This is a genomic window from Chryseobacterium camelliae (assembly GCF_002770595.1).
GTDB classification, from domain to species: domain Bacteria; phylum Bacteroidota; class Bacteroidia; order Flavobacteriales; family Weeksellaceae; genus Chryseobacterium; species Chryseobacterium camelliae.
This window is the reverse complement of sequence record NZ_CP022986.1, coordinates 3,906,664-3,923,427: the sequence shown is the minus strand read 5'-3', so window position 1 is coordinate 3,923,427 and position 16,764 is coordinate 3,906,664. Positions and strand designations below refer to the sequence as shown.

The window sequence follows — 16,764 nt, the reverse complement described above, 5'->3', positions numbered from 1 at the left end:
AATTGTTTTTGTAAATCGCCGAGATCAAAACAAAACCTTTCCAAAATAATGAAAAGGCCTGTCTGATAGTTTTTTATATTAAATCTAACTACTTTCCTAATGCGATATTGTAGGCAAAACCTACCCCGATATTCCCTACGTTGTAGTCCTGTCCCGGTAAATCACCTTTACTTCCTACAAATACTTTCTGATACTGTACAAAGAAGTTCCAGTCTCTGTTATGGTACCCGATTTCCGGTTTAATGTAAAAGCCTCCGTTTGGCCTGCTTACCGTACTGTTTGACGCTACCCTGTCATTTCCTACCAGGATACCGTATCCTAAATCTGTCCCGAAATAGAATCCTGTCTGTTTAGGATAAATTCTCAGCAATGCACCTACAGGAATTACCCCTACATCATTGTTATCATAGCCGTTATCATTTTTGGCGAAATAATGGGTATATCCTGTCGCAATCCCCAACCCAAAGCCAGGCGTGATAAGGTTCTGGTAAGATACATCAACTCCTACAGCAGCGGAAAGGTTATCTGAAGGAACTGCTAAACCAACATTTGCGCCTACCTTAATCATATTATTCATCTGTGCACTTTGTGCGCTGAGTACGCCTGCCGTTAAAACGCCAGCCAGTACGATGGCTTGTTTAAACATTTTCATAACTGAGATTTTTAAAATTTCACGAATAGGAATTTGTAAAAATCGTGCCAATCAGCGCTTCAGGTAAGCCTTTGCAATAGGAACAAGCTGCAAGACCGTGTTTATCAGCAAAATAAAATTTAAATCAATGTTTAATTTTAGATTAATAAATGTGAACAAAATATTAAACTTTATTTATTTCCTTAACTTTCTCAAAAGATTCCAATCCAAAAAATAAAATCCAAATGGCCATACCTTCCCTGCTTAATAATAAACACCTCCTCTGGCGTGCCGGATTCGGCCCTGCTGCCGGGCAATATGCCCAACTTGCCGGAAGGGAAACCAGGTCCCTGCTGGCCGACCTGTTTAAGCATTATGATTTCAATGAAATCCGGTATTCCACTCCGGATCTGCCGGATGCGCCGGCCAATATGATGGACAGCAAGTCTGCCGCCGACCGGAAAAAGGAAATGCAGAAAACCTACAGCAAACAGAACAATGAGCTGAACCTTGCTTTCCTGGACAGGATGATCCATAGTGACGACCAGCTGAGAGAAAAGATGGCTTTTTTCTGGCACGGGCATTTTGCCTGCCGGGTAAATAATCCCCAGTATAACCGGCAACTGCTCAATACGATCCGGAAAAATGCGTTGGGAAGCTTCCGGGACCTCCTTTTTGAAGTGAGCCAGTCTCCAGCTATGCTGAACTTCCTGAACAACCAGCAGAATAAAAAAGACCATCCCAATGAGAATTTTGCCCGTGAAGTGATGGAACTTTTTACGATGGGAAGGGGTAATTATACGGAAAATGACATCCGGGAAGGAGCGAGGGCTTTCACCGGATGGAGCTATGATAAGGAAGGAAACTTCCAGGAAAAAGTAAAGGTTCATGATGAAGGTATAAAAACCTTTCTGGGAAAAACCGGTAATTTCAACGGAGCCGATGTGTTAAACATCATCCTTGACCGGAAGGCCACCGCCCATTTCATCACGGCTAAAATCTACCGTTTCTTTGTGAACGAAAAGATGGATGAAGCTATTATTGATGAGCTGAGCGAAAGTTTCTACCATTCGGGATATGATATTCAAAAACTGATGAAAACCATTTTTTCATCATCATGGTTCTATGACCCCATGAATATCGGCAACAGGATAAAATCGCCGATTGAATTGATGGCAGGAATCTCAAGGACGCTTCCGATGACGGTACAGAATCCTGAAAACCTTATTGTGTACCAGAAACTGTTGGGCCAGATGCTTTTATACCCGCCTAATGTATCCGGATGGCCCAGCGGAAAATCCTGGATCGACAGCTCCACACTGATGCTGCGGCTCCAGATTCCCCAGATCTGGTCAGGCTTACGCCCGCTGGAATATACACCGCGACCGGATGATGATATTGAGATGGGCATTAAGTCCAGAGAAACCGCACTGAACAAGATGTTTAAAAATCCGAATATCGTGATCGACTGGCCGCAGGTGGAAAAGATCTTTACCGATAAGAATTGTGAAGACTACCTGATCCAGAGCCCGGTTTCACTCGACATGAATACCGTACAAAGTTTCTCTGACCGGAGCGTAAAAATGAATATCATCAACCTGATGTCCACACCGGAATACCAGCTCATGTAACCCCTCCTAAAAACCATTTTATGCTAATCAAAAGAAGAGATTTCCTCAAAATAAGCTCACTGGCTACCGCCTCTTTCATGATGCCTAATTTCCTGAAAGCAATGACGCTTGATAATGCCCTGGAGGCAGATGACAAAATACTGGTTGTCCTTCAGTTTACCGGTGGAAACGACGGGCTGAATACCATTATTCCCGTACGGAATGACATTTATTTCAGGGACCGGAAAAATATTGCCATACGGAATGCACTGGCGCTGAATGATGAAGCGGGTATCCATCCTTCCCTTTCATATTTCAAAGAACTGTACGACAATGGTGAACTCTCCGTATTGAACAATGTCGGTTATCCGGATCCCGACAAATCACACTTCAGGAGCATGGATATCTGGCAGTCGGCCAGCAAAAGCAACGAGTACCTTGATACGGGATGGCTCGGCAGATACCTTGATGAGGAATGCTACCGCTGCGAACGTCCTACTCAGGCCCTGGAAGTGGACGATATGCTGAGCTTAGCCCTTAAAGGCGAAAACAATAAGGCTTTTGCATTTAAAGATCCCAAAAGGCTGTACCAGACCAGCCAGGAAAAGTACTTTAAATCGCTGTACGATCATCACCATGATGATGAAACGGTATCTTACCTGTATCAGACCCTGGGATCTACCATCAATAATGCAGGATATATCTTCAAAGAAAGCCAGACAAAAAAGACAGATCAGACCTATCCCGGCTCTCAGCTGGGAAAAGATTTTAAAACGGTAGCTTCGCTGATCAAGTCTGACATCAACACCCGGGTATATTATCTTTCCGTGGGCAGTTTCGATACGCATGTCAACCAGAATGACCGCCAGCAAAAACTTTTTGATGACATCAATGAATCGGTACAATCCTTTGTCAAAGACATGAAGAGCAATGGTTTATTTGATAAAATCATGCTGATGACCTTCTCCGAATTCGGGCGCCGGGTAGCCCAGAACGCCAGCAACGGGACGGATCACGGGACGGCTAACCAGATGTTTTTCATCAGTGGCGGGCTGAAGAAGAAAGGCCTGCTGAATCCGCTTCCTGACCTGCAAAAGCTCAACGAAGGGGACCTGATTTATTCGGAAGATTTCAGAAAAGTATATGCCACCATTCTTAAGAAATGGCTCCGGGCAGATTCTTCCAAAGTATTGGGATGGAAAAACGGCATTTACGATTTTGTGTAAAAGAAAGAGGCACATCTCAGATGGCCTCTTTTTCGTAATCAATTCAGTATAACTTAGCTCCGAACAGGGATCTGTCTGGCATCTTCCTGTTTTTTGTCCAGTTTTTCTGATATCTTTTTAACGATGTATTCGATAACAATCGGTGCTACAATAGCTACCGCGGCTTTAAGGATTCGTGATCTCATAATTTGATTTTTATTCAGTATCCATTACAATTTCTACGCCAATGTTCCGAAAATCCAAACACATCATCAATAAAGAAGCAGTACAACATAATAAATATCAATCAATACACCAGCCGTTCCCATCACTCATTACTCATTACCCATTACTCATTACCTATTACCCATTACTTATTGCTCATTCTCTATTTCCAGCTTTTCATAATTCCGGCTTCCTGCTCTGAATTTTTCCTGCAGCCTCAACCTCAGCTTTCTCGGCTGATGAACGACCAGGCAGTCTCCGAAGCCCAGCAGCAGGCGTTCCAGTTCATAATTGACCTGTACACAGATTTTAAACAATGTTCCTTCCTCTGTTTCGCTGATGATTTCCTGGCTGCTGTGCAACGGTTTTGTTTTCACATACGGCGCATTGGAAGCATCCACGAAGAAAACCACATTCTTGGGCTTCAGGGTTTCGGATACCGTAACGCCTATCACATCTTTGAAATAATCGTCGCCATCCAGGTGATGGTCAATGTAGGCAGCTTGTTCATCCGTCTGTATATCTTCCATCCTGTCCAGGGCCAGATTGTAAATTTTACCTTTGTACAGGCAGATGAGGAACCATCGGTTATTGTATTCTTTTAAAAGCTGCGGATGGACCGTAAAGCTGTTGGCCTCCCTTGCCGTAAAACTTTTGTAGAGGATGCGCAGCACTTTTTTGCCTGCAATGCTTTCATAGAGGATATCAATATGTTCAAGTCCCCGGAGCTGTTCATTCTTATCGAGGTGGATAATAGATTTCTGATGGGTGGCATGGATGGAATCTTCCAGTTTCTGGATGACTCCGTTCATCTCCTTGAACATGGAGAAATCCTTGAACTGCTTCAGGATCTGTACTGCATTGTTCATGGCTTTCAGATCGCTTTCATTCACGGAAATATTATGGATGCTGTAATCGGGATCGCTGTAGCGGTAGTATTTCCTGTCGTAGACTTCAATCGGTGCTTCATACCCGAACTTTTCGCTCCGCATATTCTGAAGGTCCAGCTGTACCGTTCGCCTGCTAACGTAAGATTCTTTGCCTTCAAATTCAAATAAGGCTTCCGAACAGGCATCGATCAGATCTTCAAGAGTATATTTCCTGTACCTGTTCTTCAGGCAGCGGTCCAGGGTTTTGTAGCGGATCAGGGCATTTTTATTGGATGACATGGTTTCGATGTTAACGATTTGGGCGTGTCCCTCAGGCCTTTTGAAGGCCATCGCTTTTCGGGCCGGGCTGTTTCGGGCTTCACTTCGTTCCGGTCTCTGGCGCGGCGCAAAGCGCCGCGCCAGAGACCCCTCCTTACAGTCGGCCCCTGCCCATCCCTCACGCAGGGTGTAATAACAGAAGATGTTCTTCCAAACCTCATAAGTTTTCAAAACCTATGAGGCTTAACAACTCTTTCAAGGTTACATGACTTATTTTCGATGCAAAGCTTCTCCTTCAAAGGCAATTCCGTCCCAGCCGTACTGCATAAAGTTCCGGATGTTCTGGTGATCGGTTCCTTCGGGGTTTTTCAGGACATCTTCCCGGTAGAATTCACCGAACAGGTTAAGCGTCTCTTGTTTTGACAGACTATTCAACCGGGCAAAGCTGAATACTTTGCAGGAACCGTTGTTCTGCCCGGCTTCATTAACGGTATCGCCATTGGTAAATTTTACTGGGGTAAAATCGTAGTGTTCATCAATATAGGCAATGATCTCTTTAAACTGAATGGTTTCCGGTGCGTTTTTTAATTGTTCTGGTAACATAAGCATTGATATTTGGGGCAATAAGCAATAAGCAATAAGCAATAAGCAATAAGCAATAAGCAATAAGCAAATCTACATGATGCGTCTGTTATATACCCGCTTCCGGTAAAAATAAATAAAAAAAATCATCTGCGCAAAAACATTGCACACTTGGGTATGTACTTTGCCCTATCAAAATGAAAAACAAAATGGAATTCAACGGAAATCATTTAATCGAACGCGGATACAGACCTGCCCAATGGTTTAAGGATGCGATTCAGTGCATCAATGACCATCAGCTGGACGAGAGCCAGATTACCACATACCTGGAACAGTTCAAACAGCCGGAACAGCTTCCGCTCCATGAGATGCCAAAAGATTTTATCATCAACATCAGGGCTGAACATGAAAATGAAACCGACAATGTGGAAAAAGTAATCAACACCATGAACGTGCTGATGAAAACGCCTACCCTGACCGGAGGAGCCATTATGCCGGACGCCTGTCCTACAGGCCCTGCCGGAACTATTCCTGTAGGAGGTGTCGTGGTGGCGAAAAATGCGATCCACCCGGGCTTCCACAGCGCGGATATCTGCTGTTCCGTAATGCTGACGGATTTCGGGAAAACCGATCCTAAGGCCGTGCTGGATGCCGCCCATTCGGTAACGCATTTCGGATATGGGGGAAGGCCAAGAGGGGAACAGATGCCGATGTCACAGGCACTGATGGAATCATTCAGGGAAAATGACTTCCTGAATGACGAAAAACTCATCAGCATTGCCCGTTCGCATATGGGAACGCAGGGAGACGGAAACCATTTCCTGTTTGTCGGAATCTCAAAAAATACCGGAAATACGATGCTAGTCACCCATCACGGATCAAGAGCTCCGGGCGCTGCGCTGTATGATAAAGGAATGAAAGTAGCCAACCGGTTCAGGATGGATCTTTCACCGGAAACCCTGAAAGAAAATGCCTGGATCCCATATGATACCGAAGAAGGAAAATCCTATTGGGAAGCCCTGCAGCTGATCAGAGCATGGACGAAAGAGAACCATACCTCGATTCACGATGCCGTTCTGAATACACTGGCCGTTGAGCAACAGGACCAGTACTGGAACGAGCATAACTTTGTCTTCAAAGATGGCGATCTGTTCTACCATGCGAAAGGGGCTACTCCGCTGGATGATAAATTCCTGCCGGACATTACCGGACCAAGACTGATCCCACTGAATATGGCGGAACCGGTACTGATTGTAAAAGGAACGACCAATGAAAGGAACCTGGGGTTTGCGCCGCACGGAGCCGGAAGGAACTTCAGCAGGACGCAGCATAAAAAATCACTGGCCCATAAGACCATTGAAGAGGTTTTTGCAGAGGAAACCCAAGGACTGGATGTCCGTTTCTTTACCAATGAAATCGATATTTCCGAACTTCCGACTGCCTATAAAAGCGCAAAGAACGTAAGGGCTCAGATCGAAGAATACGGATTGTGTGAAGTCCTGGATGAAGTGATGCCTTACGGATGTATTATGGCAGGAGACGTACAGAAGAATGCGCCGTGGAAGAAAAAGAAGAAATTCAGGAAAGCTTAATTTTTATCTTTTCTCTTAAAACAAAGTTCAAGACTAGGAAGCTGTCATTAATATCCGGCCTTGAAGATAAAAACCATCCATACAGCAACTGCGGTAGGTAACACAAAGTTTTACATCATCAGACTAAATATTAGATTCCCGGAAAACATAAAAAATCCTGAAAAAATTTTCAGGATTTTTTATGATTACTGGTTATTACTTTATTTCCGGTTTAGGGTACTTATTTATCTGTTTGTACCGTTGTTCAACGTTCCACTGGTATTTAACGTACCACTTGTTCCGTATTTCACAGGACTGTTGGTTCCTGTTTTTAAAGGTCCGGTACCGTTATTCAGGGTACCGTTAGTGTTCATGGTTCCGTTATTCAATGTACTATTGCTGTTTAACGTACCATTGGTTCCTGTATTCAGGGTTCCTGTGGTTCCGTTATTCAATGTACTGTTGCTGTTTAAGGTACCATTGGTTCCGGTATTGAGAGTTCCCGTGCCGCTATTCAGGGTTCCATTACTGTTCAGATTTCCGGTGGTTCCGGTATTCAGAGTACTATTGCCGTTTAGCGTACCGCTATTCATCGTTCCTGTACCGCTGTTCATCGTTCCGGTATTGGTTTTGGGTGTTGTCTGCGCAGATACCGTGATAAAACCTCCTGCTATCAATGCTGCTGCTACGATTAACTTTTTCATATTGTTGTAATTTAAATTGGTGATAGTATGATACTTGCAATTATCGTACAAAAGATTTTAATGTCCTGAATTTTTTAACTTGTTTTATCATTCATTAAAACAAATTATACCCCTGATATCATAAATATTACTGACCGATTTCCTGAAACTCCGTTCTGCACTTGAATTATGTAATCATTATGAACTTACATCATCAGGTTTAAGAATCGGGTTAAAAATTACTTCAAAAAACTCACAGATGGTGATTTTCATTCAAATAGTATTCATCAATAACAATGTACAGAATTCAGATCGTTATTTCTGATACCGATACCTTCTGGTTCTTTACAAACTTGGACGATCTGGAAAAATATGCTTTATTTCAGGACAGCAAATAAAAAAAAACACTGCGCAAAAAGACTGCGCAGTCTGCCTTTTATTTTGTACCATATAATAAAAACAATGACACCTAAAATATTAGAAAAACTGAAGGAGGTCGAAGAAAAACATGGCATAGAAATACTTCTTGCCGTAGAGTCCGGAAGCCGGGCCTGGGGTTTTGCTTCGCCTGACAGCGACTACGATATCCGCTTTATCTACCGGCACAAAAAAGAATGGTACCTTTCCCCCTGGGATAAGGATGAAACAATCACCTTCATGACGAAAGATGATCTCGACGGCTCCGGCTGGGATCTGCGCAAGACTTTTCATCTGCTGCTGAAGTCAAATGCCGCTTTGCTGAGCTGGTTCTATTCGCCTATCGTCTATCTGAAGAATGAGAAATTCTACGGGCTCTTTAAATCTCTGGCCGAAGAATGCTTCTCGCCGATAGCCGTTTCTTATCATTACCTCAGCATCAGCAAGAAATACCTGGATGCCTGCCGGAACGATGAAGTAAAACTGAAAAGCTACTTTTATTGCCTTCGCACTGCCCTGACCGCAAAATGGATAGTAGAAAAAGGCACTGTCCCGCCGGTGTTATTCAGCGAATTGCTGGTACTGACGGATGATGCCACGAGAATGAAGATAGAATATTTAATCGCCTTAAAAGCGACCAAAGGAGAATCGTATGACCATCCGAATGACTGGGACCTTTTCGGATGGCTGGAGGACATGATCAGAGAGAATGAAGAAAGATCCAAAAGCCTGAAAAGCGGGAATGCGGATAAGAGTAAGATGGAGAACGTGTTCAGGGAAATATTGAGCTTATAATTAACAAATTCAAATCTTATGACCACTTCCACCCTAAAATCCAAAAACCTCATCCTCCTCGAAACCATCTCCGGCAGCCGGGCTTTTGGGCTGGCAACGGAAAATTCCGATACGGATATCCGGGGCGTGTATTATCTGCCGAAAGAAGACTTTTTCGGGCTGAATTACGTGCCTCAGATGTCCAATGAAACCAATGACATTACGTATTACGAGATCGGGAGGCTGATGGAACTGTTGCAGAAAAACAATCCGAATATCCTGGAAGTCCTGGCCAGTCCGGAAGACTGCATCCTTCGGAAACATCCGCTGATAAATCTTCTGAAGCCGGAAGATTTCCTGTCGAAATTGTGTAAAGATACCTTTGCAGGATATGCCATTTCGCAGATCAGAAAGGCAAAAGGCCTGAATAAAAAGATACTGAATCCTATAGACAAAGAAAGAAAATCGATTCTGGATTTCTGCTATGTCCTGCATGGTCAGGGTTCGGTACCGTTGCGGCAGTGGCTGCAGGAATGTTCTTACGAAGGACAATGCGGTCTTGCACAGGAGAAATGCGGGCTGGTCAGCATCGATTATACCAAAGGCATGTTTGCACTGTTTTATGACATTTCGGGAGATTTAGGATATAAAGGGATCATCCAGCATGAAGAAGCCAACCAGGTTTCTGTTTCATCGGTCCCGAAAGAGGAAAAACCGCTGGCTTACCTGTTCTGTAACCTTGATGCCTACTCTACCTATTGCAGGGATTACCGCGAATACTGGAAGTGGGTCTCGGAAAGAAATGAGGAGCGCTACCATGTGAACCGGAAGCACGGACAGAATTACGACAGCAAGAATATGATGCACACCATCCGCTTGCTGCAATCCTGTGAGCAGATTTTCAGGAAAGGTTCCCTGGACATCCGTGTGGACAACCGCGATGAACTCCTGGACATCAAAGCCGGCAACCGTTCCTATGAAGAGGTCCTAAAAAAAGCGGAAGGTCTTATCCGATCCATTGAGTATCATCACTCCGCTTCCAGGCTTCCCGAAACGCCGGATCTTCAAAAGACCACACAAATACTCATTGACATCCGGGAGGAACTGTATAAAAACAAATAAAGCTTCTTGCGAAGCTTTATTTTATATGGGTGTAAGAGTATTGATTATTTAACCAGTTTGATATCAACCGCAGAAAATCCTTTCGGGGATCTTTCCTTTTCGAATGATACCTTATTCCCTTTCTTCACCATTTCAGTACAGTTGTTACTGTGGAAGAATACATTTTCTTTCGATTTGTCTTCCGTGATAAAACCATAGCCTTTTTCGCTGAAGAAGGTAATAATTCCTGTTTTTCTGATTTCTTCCGCCTCAATAGGAGCAGCACCCAGCTGGATGTTATCCAGATCGATTTCAGCCCTTTCCGTATTATCGGGTGGTGTGGAAGTAAGCTGGCCGTTGGCATCCACATACATCAGCATGTCATCCAGACCTTTTCCTTTGTTATTGCTCGTCTTACGCTCTTCACGTTTCTGAGCTTTTTCTTTTGCTTTTTGAACTTTTTTCTTAAAATTTTCTTTTTTAGAGAAAGAATCCGCCATATATTATAATAAAATTTAATTGTTTCTGATAAAATTTTCGTCTTCCGAAAAGAAATAAAAAGCGGTGTACTGCTTTGCTGTCCTGCTTATTGCCGTAAAATCAAACGAAACCGTATTAAAATCCGTCAGCTATACAAACAAAAACCGAATGAAGAAAAATGGAAATTCTAAACCGTTAAAGAGGAAAGAAGGTTTACACCTTTTTATTTGTTTTACAAATGTACGAAAAAATACGATACAATCCTATTTCAATGAATTGAAATTCAATTGCTTTTTTCATTAGGCGCTATAGTCCTGCTGAATATGCTATGATAACCGCATCTTAAAACCAGAGTTCATAAGAAGGATTTGAATGCTCACTGAAAACGAAAAACATACTTTCATAAGTTACAATATTAAGCAGGATAACCATTCCTCACAACAAAACATCCCTCAAAAAAATTGAGGGATGTATATATATTTCAGTTAAGAATCTTATGCTTCTTCTGATGAAGGGTTCTGATCTTCCTGAGGCTGGTCACCTTCAGGCCTTCTCTCCCTTTCCTGTCTTCTTTCTCCTTCAGGCCTTCTTTCTCTGTCACCTTCAGGTCTTCTTTGTCCTTCAGGCCTTCTTTGTCCTTCAGGCCTGTTCGGTCTGTCAGATCGTTCAGAACGCTCCGGTCTTCCCTGTCCTTCCGGTCTTGGAGGCCTTGGCAACAATACTTTTCTTGAAAGCTTCATTTTCTTACGGTCATCGTAACCCATGAATTTCACTTCCACTTCATCCCCTTCATTGTAAGGCACCTTATCCAGGCGCGACCATTCGATTTCAGAGATGTGAAGCAGTCCTTCCGTACCTTTGGCAATGGCTACGAAAGCTCCGAAGTCCATTACTTTTACTACTTTACCGTTGTATACTTCGCCTACAACAGGTACGAATGTGATTTCGTTGATTTTCGCGATCGCTTCGTTGATTTTGTCTCTGCTAACCCCGGAAATCTCAATCCTTCCGATTTCGCCTACTTCTTCAATAGCAATTACGGTATCGGTATCTTTCTGCATCTGCTGGATGATCTTTCCTCCAGGCCCGATTACCGCTCCGATGAAGTCTTTAGGGATCTCCATCATCACCATTTTCGGTGCATGAGGTTTCACATCTTCTCTCGGCTGTGCAATAGTTTCCGTGATTTTATTTAAGATATGAAGTCTTCCGTCTTTAGCCTGCATCAGTGCCTTCTCCATGATGTCCATGGAAAGTCCCTGGATCTTGATGTCCATCTGGCAAGCGGTGATCCCGTCTGCTGTTCCCGTTACTTTGAAGTCCATATCCCCAAGGTGGTCTTCATCACCCAGGATATCGGAAAGTACCGTGAATTTTCCTGTTTTAACATCGGTTACCAGTCCCATTGCAATTCCGGAAACCGGCTTGGCAATCTGAACACCGGCATCCATCAACGCCAGGGTTCCGGCGCAAACCGTTGCCATAGAAGATGAACCGTTGGATTCCAGGATATCGGAAACGATACGGATGGTATAAGGGTTTTCCTCAGGGATCATGTTAGCCAAAGCTCTCTGAGCCAAGTTACCATGTCCTACTTCTCTTCTGGAAGTTCCTCTTAAAGGCCTTGCTTCACCGGTAGAGAACGGAGGGAAGTTATAATGAAGGAAGAATCTCTCGTCATAGTTAACCATAACGCTGTCCACCATATTGGCATCCTTAATGGATCCTAATGTTACAGCGGTTAAAGACTGGGTTTCCCCTCTGGTAAAGATCGCTGAACCGTGTGCTCCCGGAAGGTAGTCGATTTCGCTCCAGATCGGTCTGATGGTTTCAGGATCACGTCCGTCCAGACGGATTTTGTCATTCAGAATCATGTTACGCATCGCCTCTTTTTCCACATCGTGGTAATATACTTTGGCGAACGGTGTCACTCTTTCAAGCTCTTCCGGATGATCCACATACTGTGCTAAAAACTCATCAAGGACGGCTTTGAACCTTTCTCCTCTCTCTTCTTTTCCTGAAGGGGTCTTCGCAACTTCGTATACTTTATCATACGTTTCTTTCCACACTTTCTCACGGATGGCTTCATCGTGGTTTTCGTGGTTATATTCTCTTTTCGGTAAAGATTTACCTACTTTTTCAGCTAATCTCTCCTGAGCTTCTACCTGCTTCTTGATTTCAGCATGGGCAAACTGGATGGCTTCCAGCATTTCAGCTTCAGTAATTTCTTTCATCTCCCCTTCTACCATTACGATAGAGTCTTTGGTCGCTCCCACCATGATATCAAGGTCGGATTCTTTAAGATCTGCATAATTCGGGTTGATAGACAGCTCACCGTTGATTCTTACGACCCTTACTTCAGACATCGGTCCGTTGAAAGGAATATCGGTAATGGCAATCGCTGATGATGCCGCAAGACCGGCAAGGTCATCCGGAATCGACTGTCCGTCATAAGAAATCAGGGAAATCATCACCTGAACTTCCGCGTGGAAATCTTCCGGGAACAAAGGTCTTAAAACCCTGTCCACCAAACGCATCGTTAAAATCTCCTGATCGGAAGGACGCGCTTCTCTTCTGAAGAAATTCCCGGGGATTTTACCGCCTGCATAAAACTTTTCCCTGTAGTCTACCGTTAACGGTAAAAAGTCTACTCCAGGATTGGCTTCTTTATTTGCGACAACAGTAGCTAAAAGCATTGTTCCGCCCATTTTTACGACAACAGATCCGTCAGCCTGTTTAGCTAATTTCCCTGTTTCAATAGTGATTTCTCTGCCGTCTGCAAGAGTAATCAGCTCTGTAATTGCTTGAGGTACACTCATAAATTGTTTGTGTTGCACTCCGTATTGAGTGCTTTTAATGATTATATTTCGTCTAAAATTCGTGTGCAAATTTAATGTAATTATTTGGATAAAAGGGCGTATCAGAATCAAAATCCTTATGAAAAGGCTCCATCGCTTGATATTTCAATAAGGTGTACCAGCATTTTTTGACTTGGATATACGCCTGATATCTGCCTGACATACTTTCATGAGCACAAAAAAAGCAACCTCTTTCGAAGTTGCTTCTTTAAAAATCTTGTATAGATTATTTTCTCAGACCCAGTTCAGCGATAATCGCTCTGTATCTTTCGATATCTTTTTTCTTAAGATAATCTAGTAAACTTTTTCTCTTACCTACCAGTTTCACCAATGATCTTTCTGTATTGAAGTCATGACGGTTAGCTTTCAGGTGCTGAGATAAGTGATTAATTCTGAAAGTGAAAAGAGCAATCTGTCCTTCAGCACTTCCTGTGTCCTGTGCAGATTTTCCGTGCTTTGCGAAAATTTCTGCTTTTTTTTCTGTTGTTAAGTACATTCCAATATTGTTTAATGATTATTATGTAACGGCTGCAAAAGTACGACTATTTTTCCATTCTGCAAACATTATTGATGCCGTAAATCAAAACTGATAGAAAAAAGTGTTAAATATTTCTTAACAAACTATATTGCAATTCATGAAAAGGCAGTAATTTTGCATACAATTACAAATGAGAAAAATTATATTCCTTACGGCCTTCGCATCAATCATTATGATCGGCACTTCTTATGCAAAAGCTCAGAAAACAGCAGATGATAAAATAAGGAAGGTGCTGTATTTCAATCCGGAGGTGGAACCTGATATTGAAGAGATTAAAGAACCGACGAATTATGCGTTCTTTAATGCGGTATCGGATAACCTCAGCGGATACCGAAGGAATAAAATGCTAAAAACCGAAACCCAGATCCCTTTCGACAGTATCGACAAGCAGACGATATCCGATTACTGCCTCAATAACAATGCAGATTTTGCAGTGGTTCCCAAAGTGAAATACTTCAAGGTAGGACTTGGAAAATACGTTTTTTCCAACCAGGTGGTGGTCAGCATGAAGCTGTATGACTCGGAAGGTAATTTTATCACCGAAAGCGATTATGATACCTACCGCAAAAACATGCGCCTGCTGGGGTCAGCTGAAAATTCCATTAAAATCGGGACCAACGGCGCTATTAAGGATATCCTGAAAAGCCTTAAAAAAATCAAGCCGTCGGAAGAAACCGGATTTTAAAATTTACCTGGTCATCATTTCTCATCAACGTATTTTTTTTCTCTTCAACGATCTTCTTCAATCGCCGTCCGGCAGACGAAAAACTCCCACTCGCCTACTGATAACCATCGCTTTACCTGAATTTTTCAACTCCCATTTCAGCGAATAATAAAATATTTTTATTATCTTGGCTGGACATTAATCCAAAACAATATGAAAAATTTAAAGAAGCTCAACAGAGCGGAGCAGAAAGCCATCAACGGCAGCGGCCTCCGCAGGTGTACCGAAAACTTTGAGTGTCCGGGCGGCTCCTGCTGCCAGCGCGTATGTGTCCTTTATCCTTGCCCTGAAGTGTAACCAGAAACAAACTAAATCCAATGAAAAATTTAAAAAAACTTACGCGGGAAGCACAGAAAAGCATTAACGGCGGAGACCGCAACAAGTGTATCGACCATTCAGACTGTATTATAGGATGGTGCTGCAACAGGATGTGCGTGGCACAGGCATGCCTGGAACCCTAACTGAGGGCTTGCCGGCTGCTCATGTTGCCAGCATGCATACGATTCAAACCTGATTCTGTTAAAAACAAACTAAAAAAATCCAATGAAAAATCTGAAAAAACTTACGCGGGAAGCACAGAAAGCCGTTAACGGCGGGGCCATCCAAAGATGCTCCGACATTTACCACAATCCCTGCACTACAGGATGGTGCTGCAATGGGGTGTGCCGTCCGTATGCCTGCATAGAACCTTGATTTCAATAGTAAATATTTTCAATTAATCCGGAACACCTGCTCAACGCAGGTGTTCTTTGTATTGGAAGTCATAGGCGGCCGGGAGTTGTTTTTCTTCGGAGATCCTTTCTCCGATCCTTTAATTAATCCTTAAATCTTCGCCATTATTGCCCAGTTCTAAAAATTTGAATTATTTTTGCGTATCTAAAAAATTCCAAGCTTTGAATTCCGGAGACGAAATCATATTTAATCCTGCCGATATTGCCGAAACGCTCAGCAACCTTCCTGCTGACGAAAGGCTGTTGGCATTCCTGAAGGTTTCAAAGCAGTACAAGGCAGAAGTTTTCTCCCACCTCGATCCTGACTTCCAGGAAGAAACCATCCGGAGCATCGGAAGCGATGAAGTTTCGGAGATCCTCAACGCCATGACCCCGGATGACCGTACAGCCCTGTTTGAAGACTTTCCGGATGAGCTGATCAAGTATTCCATCAATCACCTGAATCCTCAGGAAAGACGGATTGCCCTGAAACTGTTAGGTTATGATTCGGATTCCATTGCACGTCTGATGACACCGTACTACATCCAGATCCGGAAGGAATGGACGGTACAGCGATGCCTCCAGCAGATCAAAAAGGTAGGAAAAAAGGTGGAAACCATGAATTACCTCTATGTAGTGGATGAAAGAAACCGCCTCATTGATGATATTGCCATCGGTACCCTGCTGCTTGCCGAAGCGGACACTCCTATTTCAGAGATTACAGACAACCATTTTGTAGCGATCACAACCACCACCACAAAGGAAGATGCTGTGACCTACTTTGAAAAATATGACCGCGGCGCACTCCCTATTATTACGGAAAACGGCGTTCTGGTAGGCATCGTCACCATTGATGACATCCTGGACCAGATCGAACAGCAGAACACGGAAGACATCCAGAAGTTCGGGGGACTTGACGCGCTGGATCTTCCCTATACCCATACGTCATGGACTGAAATGATCCGTAAAAGGGCTACCTGGCTGATCATCCTGTTCATTTCGGAAATGCTTACCGCTTCCGCCATGGGATACTTCGACAAAGAAATTGAAAAGGCCGTAGTGCTGGCATTATTTGTTCCGCTGATTATTTCGAGTGGCGGAAATTCCGGTTCACAGGCTGCCACACTCATCATCCGTGCAATGGCCCTGCAGGAAATCACCCTGAAAGACTGGTGGTACGTCATGAAAAAAGAAATTGTCTCAGGATTGTGCCTGGGCGCTATATTGGGGGTGATAGGATTTATACGCATCATGCTCTGGCAGAAAATAGGCCTGTTTGATTACGGGATCTATTGGGTGTATGTTGGGCTGAGCGTTTCCGTTTCACTGATTGCCATTGTACTCTGGGGAACCCTTTCAGGATCCATGATTCCTTTTGCCCTGAAAAAACTCAAGCTGGACCCTGCTACCTCTTCCGCTCCGTTTGTAGCCACCCTTGTGGATGTAACGGGACTGATCATCTATTTTACCGTTGCCGGACTTTTCCTAACCGGAAAACTTTTGTAAT

The 16,764-nt window shown here is 43.5% G+C and carries 18 protein-coding genes; 10 read left to right on the top strand and 8 right to left on the bottom strand.

All coding sequences use genetic code 11. The features are described from left to right. Nucleotides 1–88: 88 nt before the first annotated feature. Nucleotides 89–652 carry a hypothetical protein gene (locus CGB83_RS18080; protein ID WP_100077083.1) on the bottom strand — a complete coding sequence of 188 codons (564 nt, stop codon included), beginning with the start codon at nt 650–652 and terminating at the stop codon, nt 89–91. A 224-nt stretch (nt 653–876) separates the two neighbouring features. Here CGB83_RS18080 and CGB83_RS18075 point away from each other — a divergent pair, with 224 nt between their 5' ends. Beyond that, on the top strand, nt 877–2,262 hold the full coding sequence (locus tag CGB83_RS18075) for a DUF1800 domain-containing protein (protein ID WP_100077082.1): 1,386 nt from the start codon (nt 877–879) through the stop codon (nt 2,260–2,262). A 20-nt stretch (nt 2,263–2,282) separates the two neighbouring features. Next, nucleotides 2,283–3,467, top strand: a complete 1,185-nt coding sequence (locus CGB83_RS18070) for a DUF1501 domain-containing protein (protein WP_100077081.1) — start codon at nt 2,283–2,285, stop codon at nt 3,465–3,467. A gap of 53 nt (nt 3,468–3,520) precedes the next feature. Here CGB83_RS18070 and CGB83_RS20615 read toward each other — a convergent pair whose 3' ends face one another. From CGB83_RS20615 to CGB83_RS18060, 3 genes are all read right to left on the bottom strand, one after another. Next, a complete protein-coding gene (locus CGB83_RS20615) occupies nt 3,521–3,652 on the bottom strand; it encodes a hypothetical protein (RefSeq protein ID WP_257790660.1) in 132 nt (43 codons plus the stop codon). A gap of 168 nt (nt 3,653–3,820) precedes the next feature. Continuing rightward, on the bottom strand, nt 3,821–4,840 hold the full coding sequence (locus tag CGB83_RS18065) for a helix-turn-helix transcriptional regulator (protein WP_100077654.1): 1,020 nt from the start codon (nt 4,838–4,840) through the stop codon (nt 3,821–3,823). Between the two features lie 249 nt (nt 4,841–5,089). Further along, nucleotides 5,090–5,422 carry a HopJ type III effector protein gene (locus tag CGB83_RS18060; RefSeq protein ID WP_100077653.1) on the bottom strand — a complete coding sequence of 111 codons (333 nt, stop codon included), beginning with the start codon at nt 5,420–5,422 and terminating at the stop codon, nt 5,090–5,092. A 188-nt stretch (nt 5,423–5,610) separates the two neighbouring features. Between CGB83_RS18060 and CGB83_RS18055 the strand changes: the two genes are divergently transcribed. Further along, nucleotides 5,611–6,993, top strand: coding sequence for an RtcB family protein (locus tag CGB83_RS18055; RefSeq protein WP_100077652.1), 1,383 nt, complete (start codon nt 5,611–5,613; stop codon nt 6,991–6,993). Nucleotides 6,994–7,217: 224 nt separating this feature from the next. On the opposite strand, the gene CGB83_RS18050 is transcribed toward CGB83_RS18055, so the two are convergent. Then, nucleotides 7,218–7,676: a hypothetical protein gene (locus tag CGB83_RS18050; RefSeq protein ID WP_100077080.1), complete on the bottom strand. Its 459-nt coding sequence runs from the start codon at nt 7,674–7,676 to the stop codon at nt 7,218–7,220. Between the two features lie 441 nt (nt 7,677–8,117). Between CGB83_RS18050 and CGB83_RS18045 the strand changes: the two genes are divergently transcribed. Both CGB83_RS18045 and CGB83_RS18040 read left to right on the top strand, forming a co-directional pair. After that, nucleotides 8,118–8,867 carry a nucleotidyltransferase domain-containing protein gene (locus CGB83_RS18045; protein ID WP_100077079.1) on the top strand — a complete coding sequence of 250 codons (750 nt, stop codon included), beginning with the start codon at nt 8,118–8,120 and terminating at the stop codon, nt 8,865–8,867. An 18-nt stretch (nt 8,868–8,885) separates the two neighbouring features. Continuing rightward, nucleotides 8,886–9,968: a nucleotidyltransferase domain-containing protein gene (locus CGB83_RS18040; protein ID WP_100077078.1), complete on the top strand. Its 1,083-nt coding sequence runs from the start codon at nt 8,886–8,888 to the stop codon at nt 9,966–9,968. Nucleotides 9,969–10,012: 44 nt separating this feature from the next. Here the strand turns inward: CGB83_RS18040 and CGB83_RS18035 are convergent, their stop codons facing one another. The 3 genes from CGB83_RS18035 to rpsO all read right to left on the bottom strand — a co-directional run bounded on the left by CGB83_RS18035 (nt 10,013) and on the right by rpsO (nt 13,781). Then, nucleotides 10,013–10,447 carry a cold shock domain-containing protein gene (locus CGB83_RS18035; RefSeq protein ID WP_100077077.1) on the bottom strand — a complete coding sequence of 145 codons (435 nt, stop codon included), beginning with the start codon at nt 10,445–10,447 and terminating at the stop codon, nt 10,013–10,015. Between the two features lie 474 nt (nt 10,448–10,921). Beyond that, entirely contained in the window at nt 10,922–13,246 is a 2,325-nt protein-coding gene (locus tag CGB83_RS18025; RefSeq protein WP_100077075.1) for a polyribonucleotide nucleotidyltransferase, read from the bottom strand. 265 nt (nt 13,247–13,511) lie between these two features. Further along, complete coding sequence (gene rpsO, locus CGB83_RS18020; protein WP_100077074.1) at nt 13,512–13,781, bottom strand: 30S ribosomal protein S15; 270 nt, start codon at nt 13,779–13,781, stop codon at nt 13,512–13,514. A gap of 172 nt (nt 13,782–13,953) precedes the next feature. Here rpsO and CGB83_RS18015 point away from each other — a divergent pair, with 172 nt between their 5' ends. The 5 genes from CGB83_RS18015 to mgtE all read left to right on the top strand — a co-directional run bounded on the left by CGB83_RS18015 (nt 13,954) and on the right by mgtE (nt 16,763). Next, complete coding sequence (locus CGB83_RS18015; RefSeq protein ID WP_100077073.1) at nt 13,954–14,508, top strand: pyruvate decarboxylase; 555 nt, start codon at nt 13,954–13,956, stop codon at nt 14,506–14,508. 192 nt (nt 14,509–14,700) lie between these two features. Then, on the top strand, nt 14,701–14,844 hold the full coding sequence (locus CGB83_RS20255) for a bacteriocin-like protein (RefSeq protein WP_157761461.1): 144 nt from the start codon (nt 14,701–14,703) through the stop codon (nt 14,842–14,844). A 20-nt stretch (nt 14,845–14,864) separates the two neighbouring features. Continuing rightward, complete coding sequence (locus tag CGB83_RS20250) at nt 14,865–15,008, top strand: bacteriocin-like protein (protein ID WP_157761460.1); 144 nt, start codon at nt 14,865–14,867, stop codon at nt 15,006–15,008. Nucleotides 15,009–15,090: 82 nt separating this feature from the next. Then, the gene (locus CGB83_RS20245; protein ID WP_157761459.1) at nt 15,091–15,240 is read left to right on the top strand and encodes a bacteriocin-like protein; all 150 of its coding nucleotides are present in this window, start codon (nt 15,091–15,093) and stop codon (nt 15,238–15,240) included. Between the two features lie 200 nt (nt 15,241–15,440). Then, the gene (gene mgtE, locus CGB83_RS18010; protein WP_100077072.1) at nt 15,441–16,763 is read left to right on the top strand and encodes a magnesium transporter; all 1,323 of its coding nucleotides are present in this window, start codon (nt 15,441–15,443) and stop codon (nt 16,761–16,763) included. The last annotated feature ends 1 nt before the right edge of the window (nt 16,764 follow it).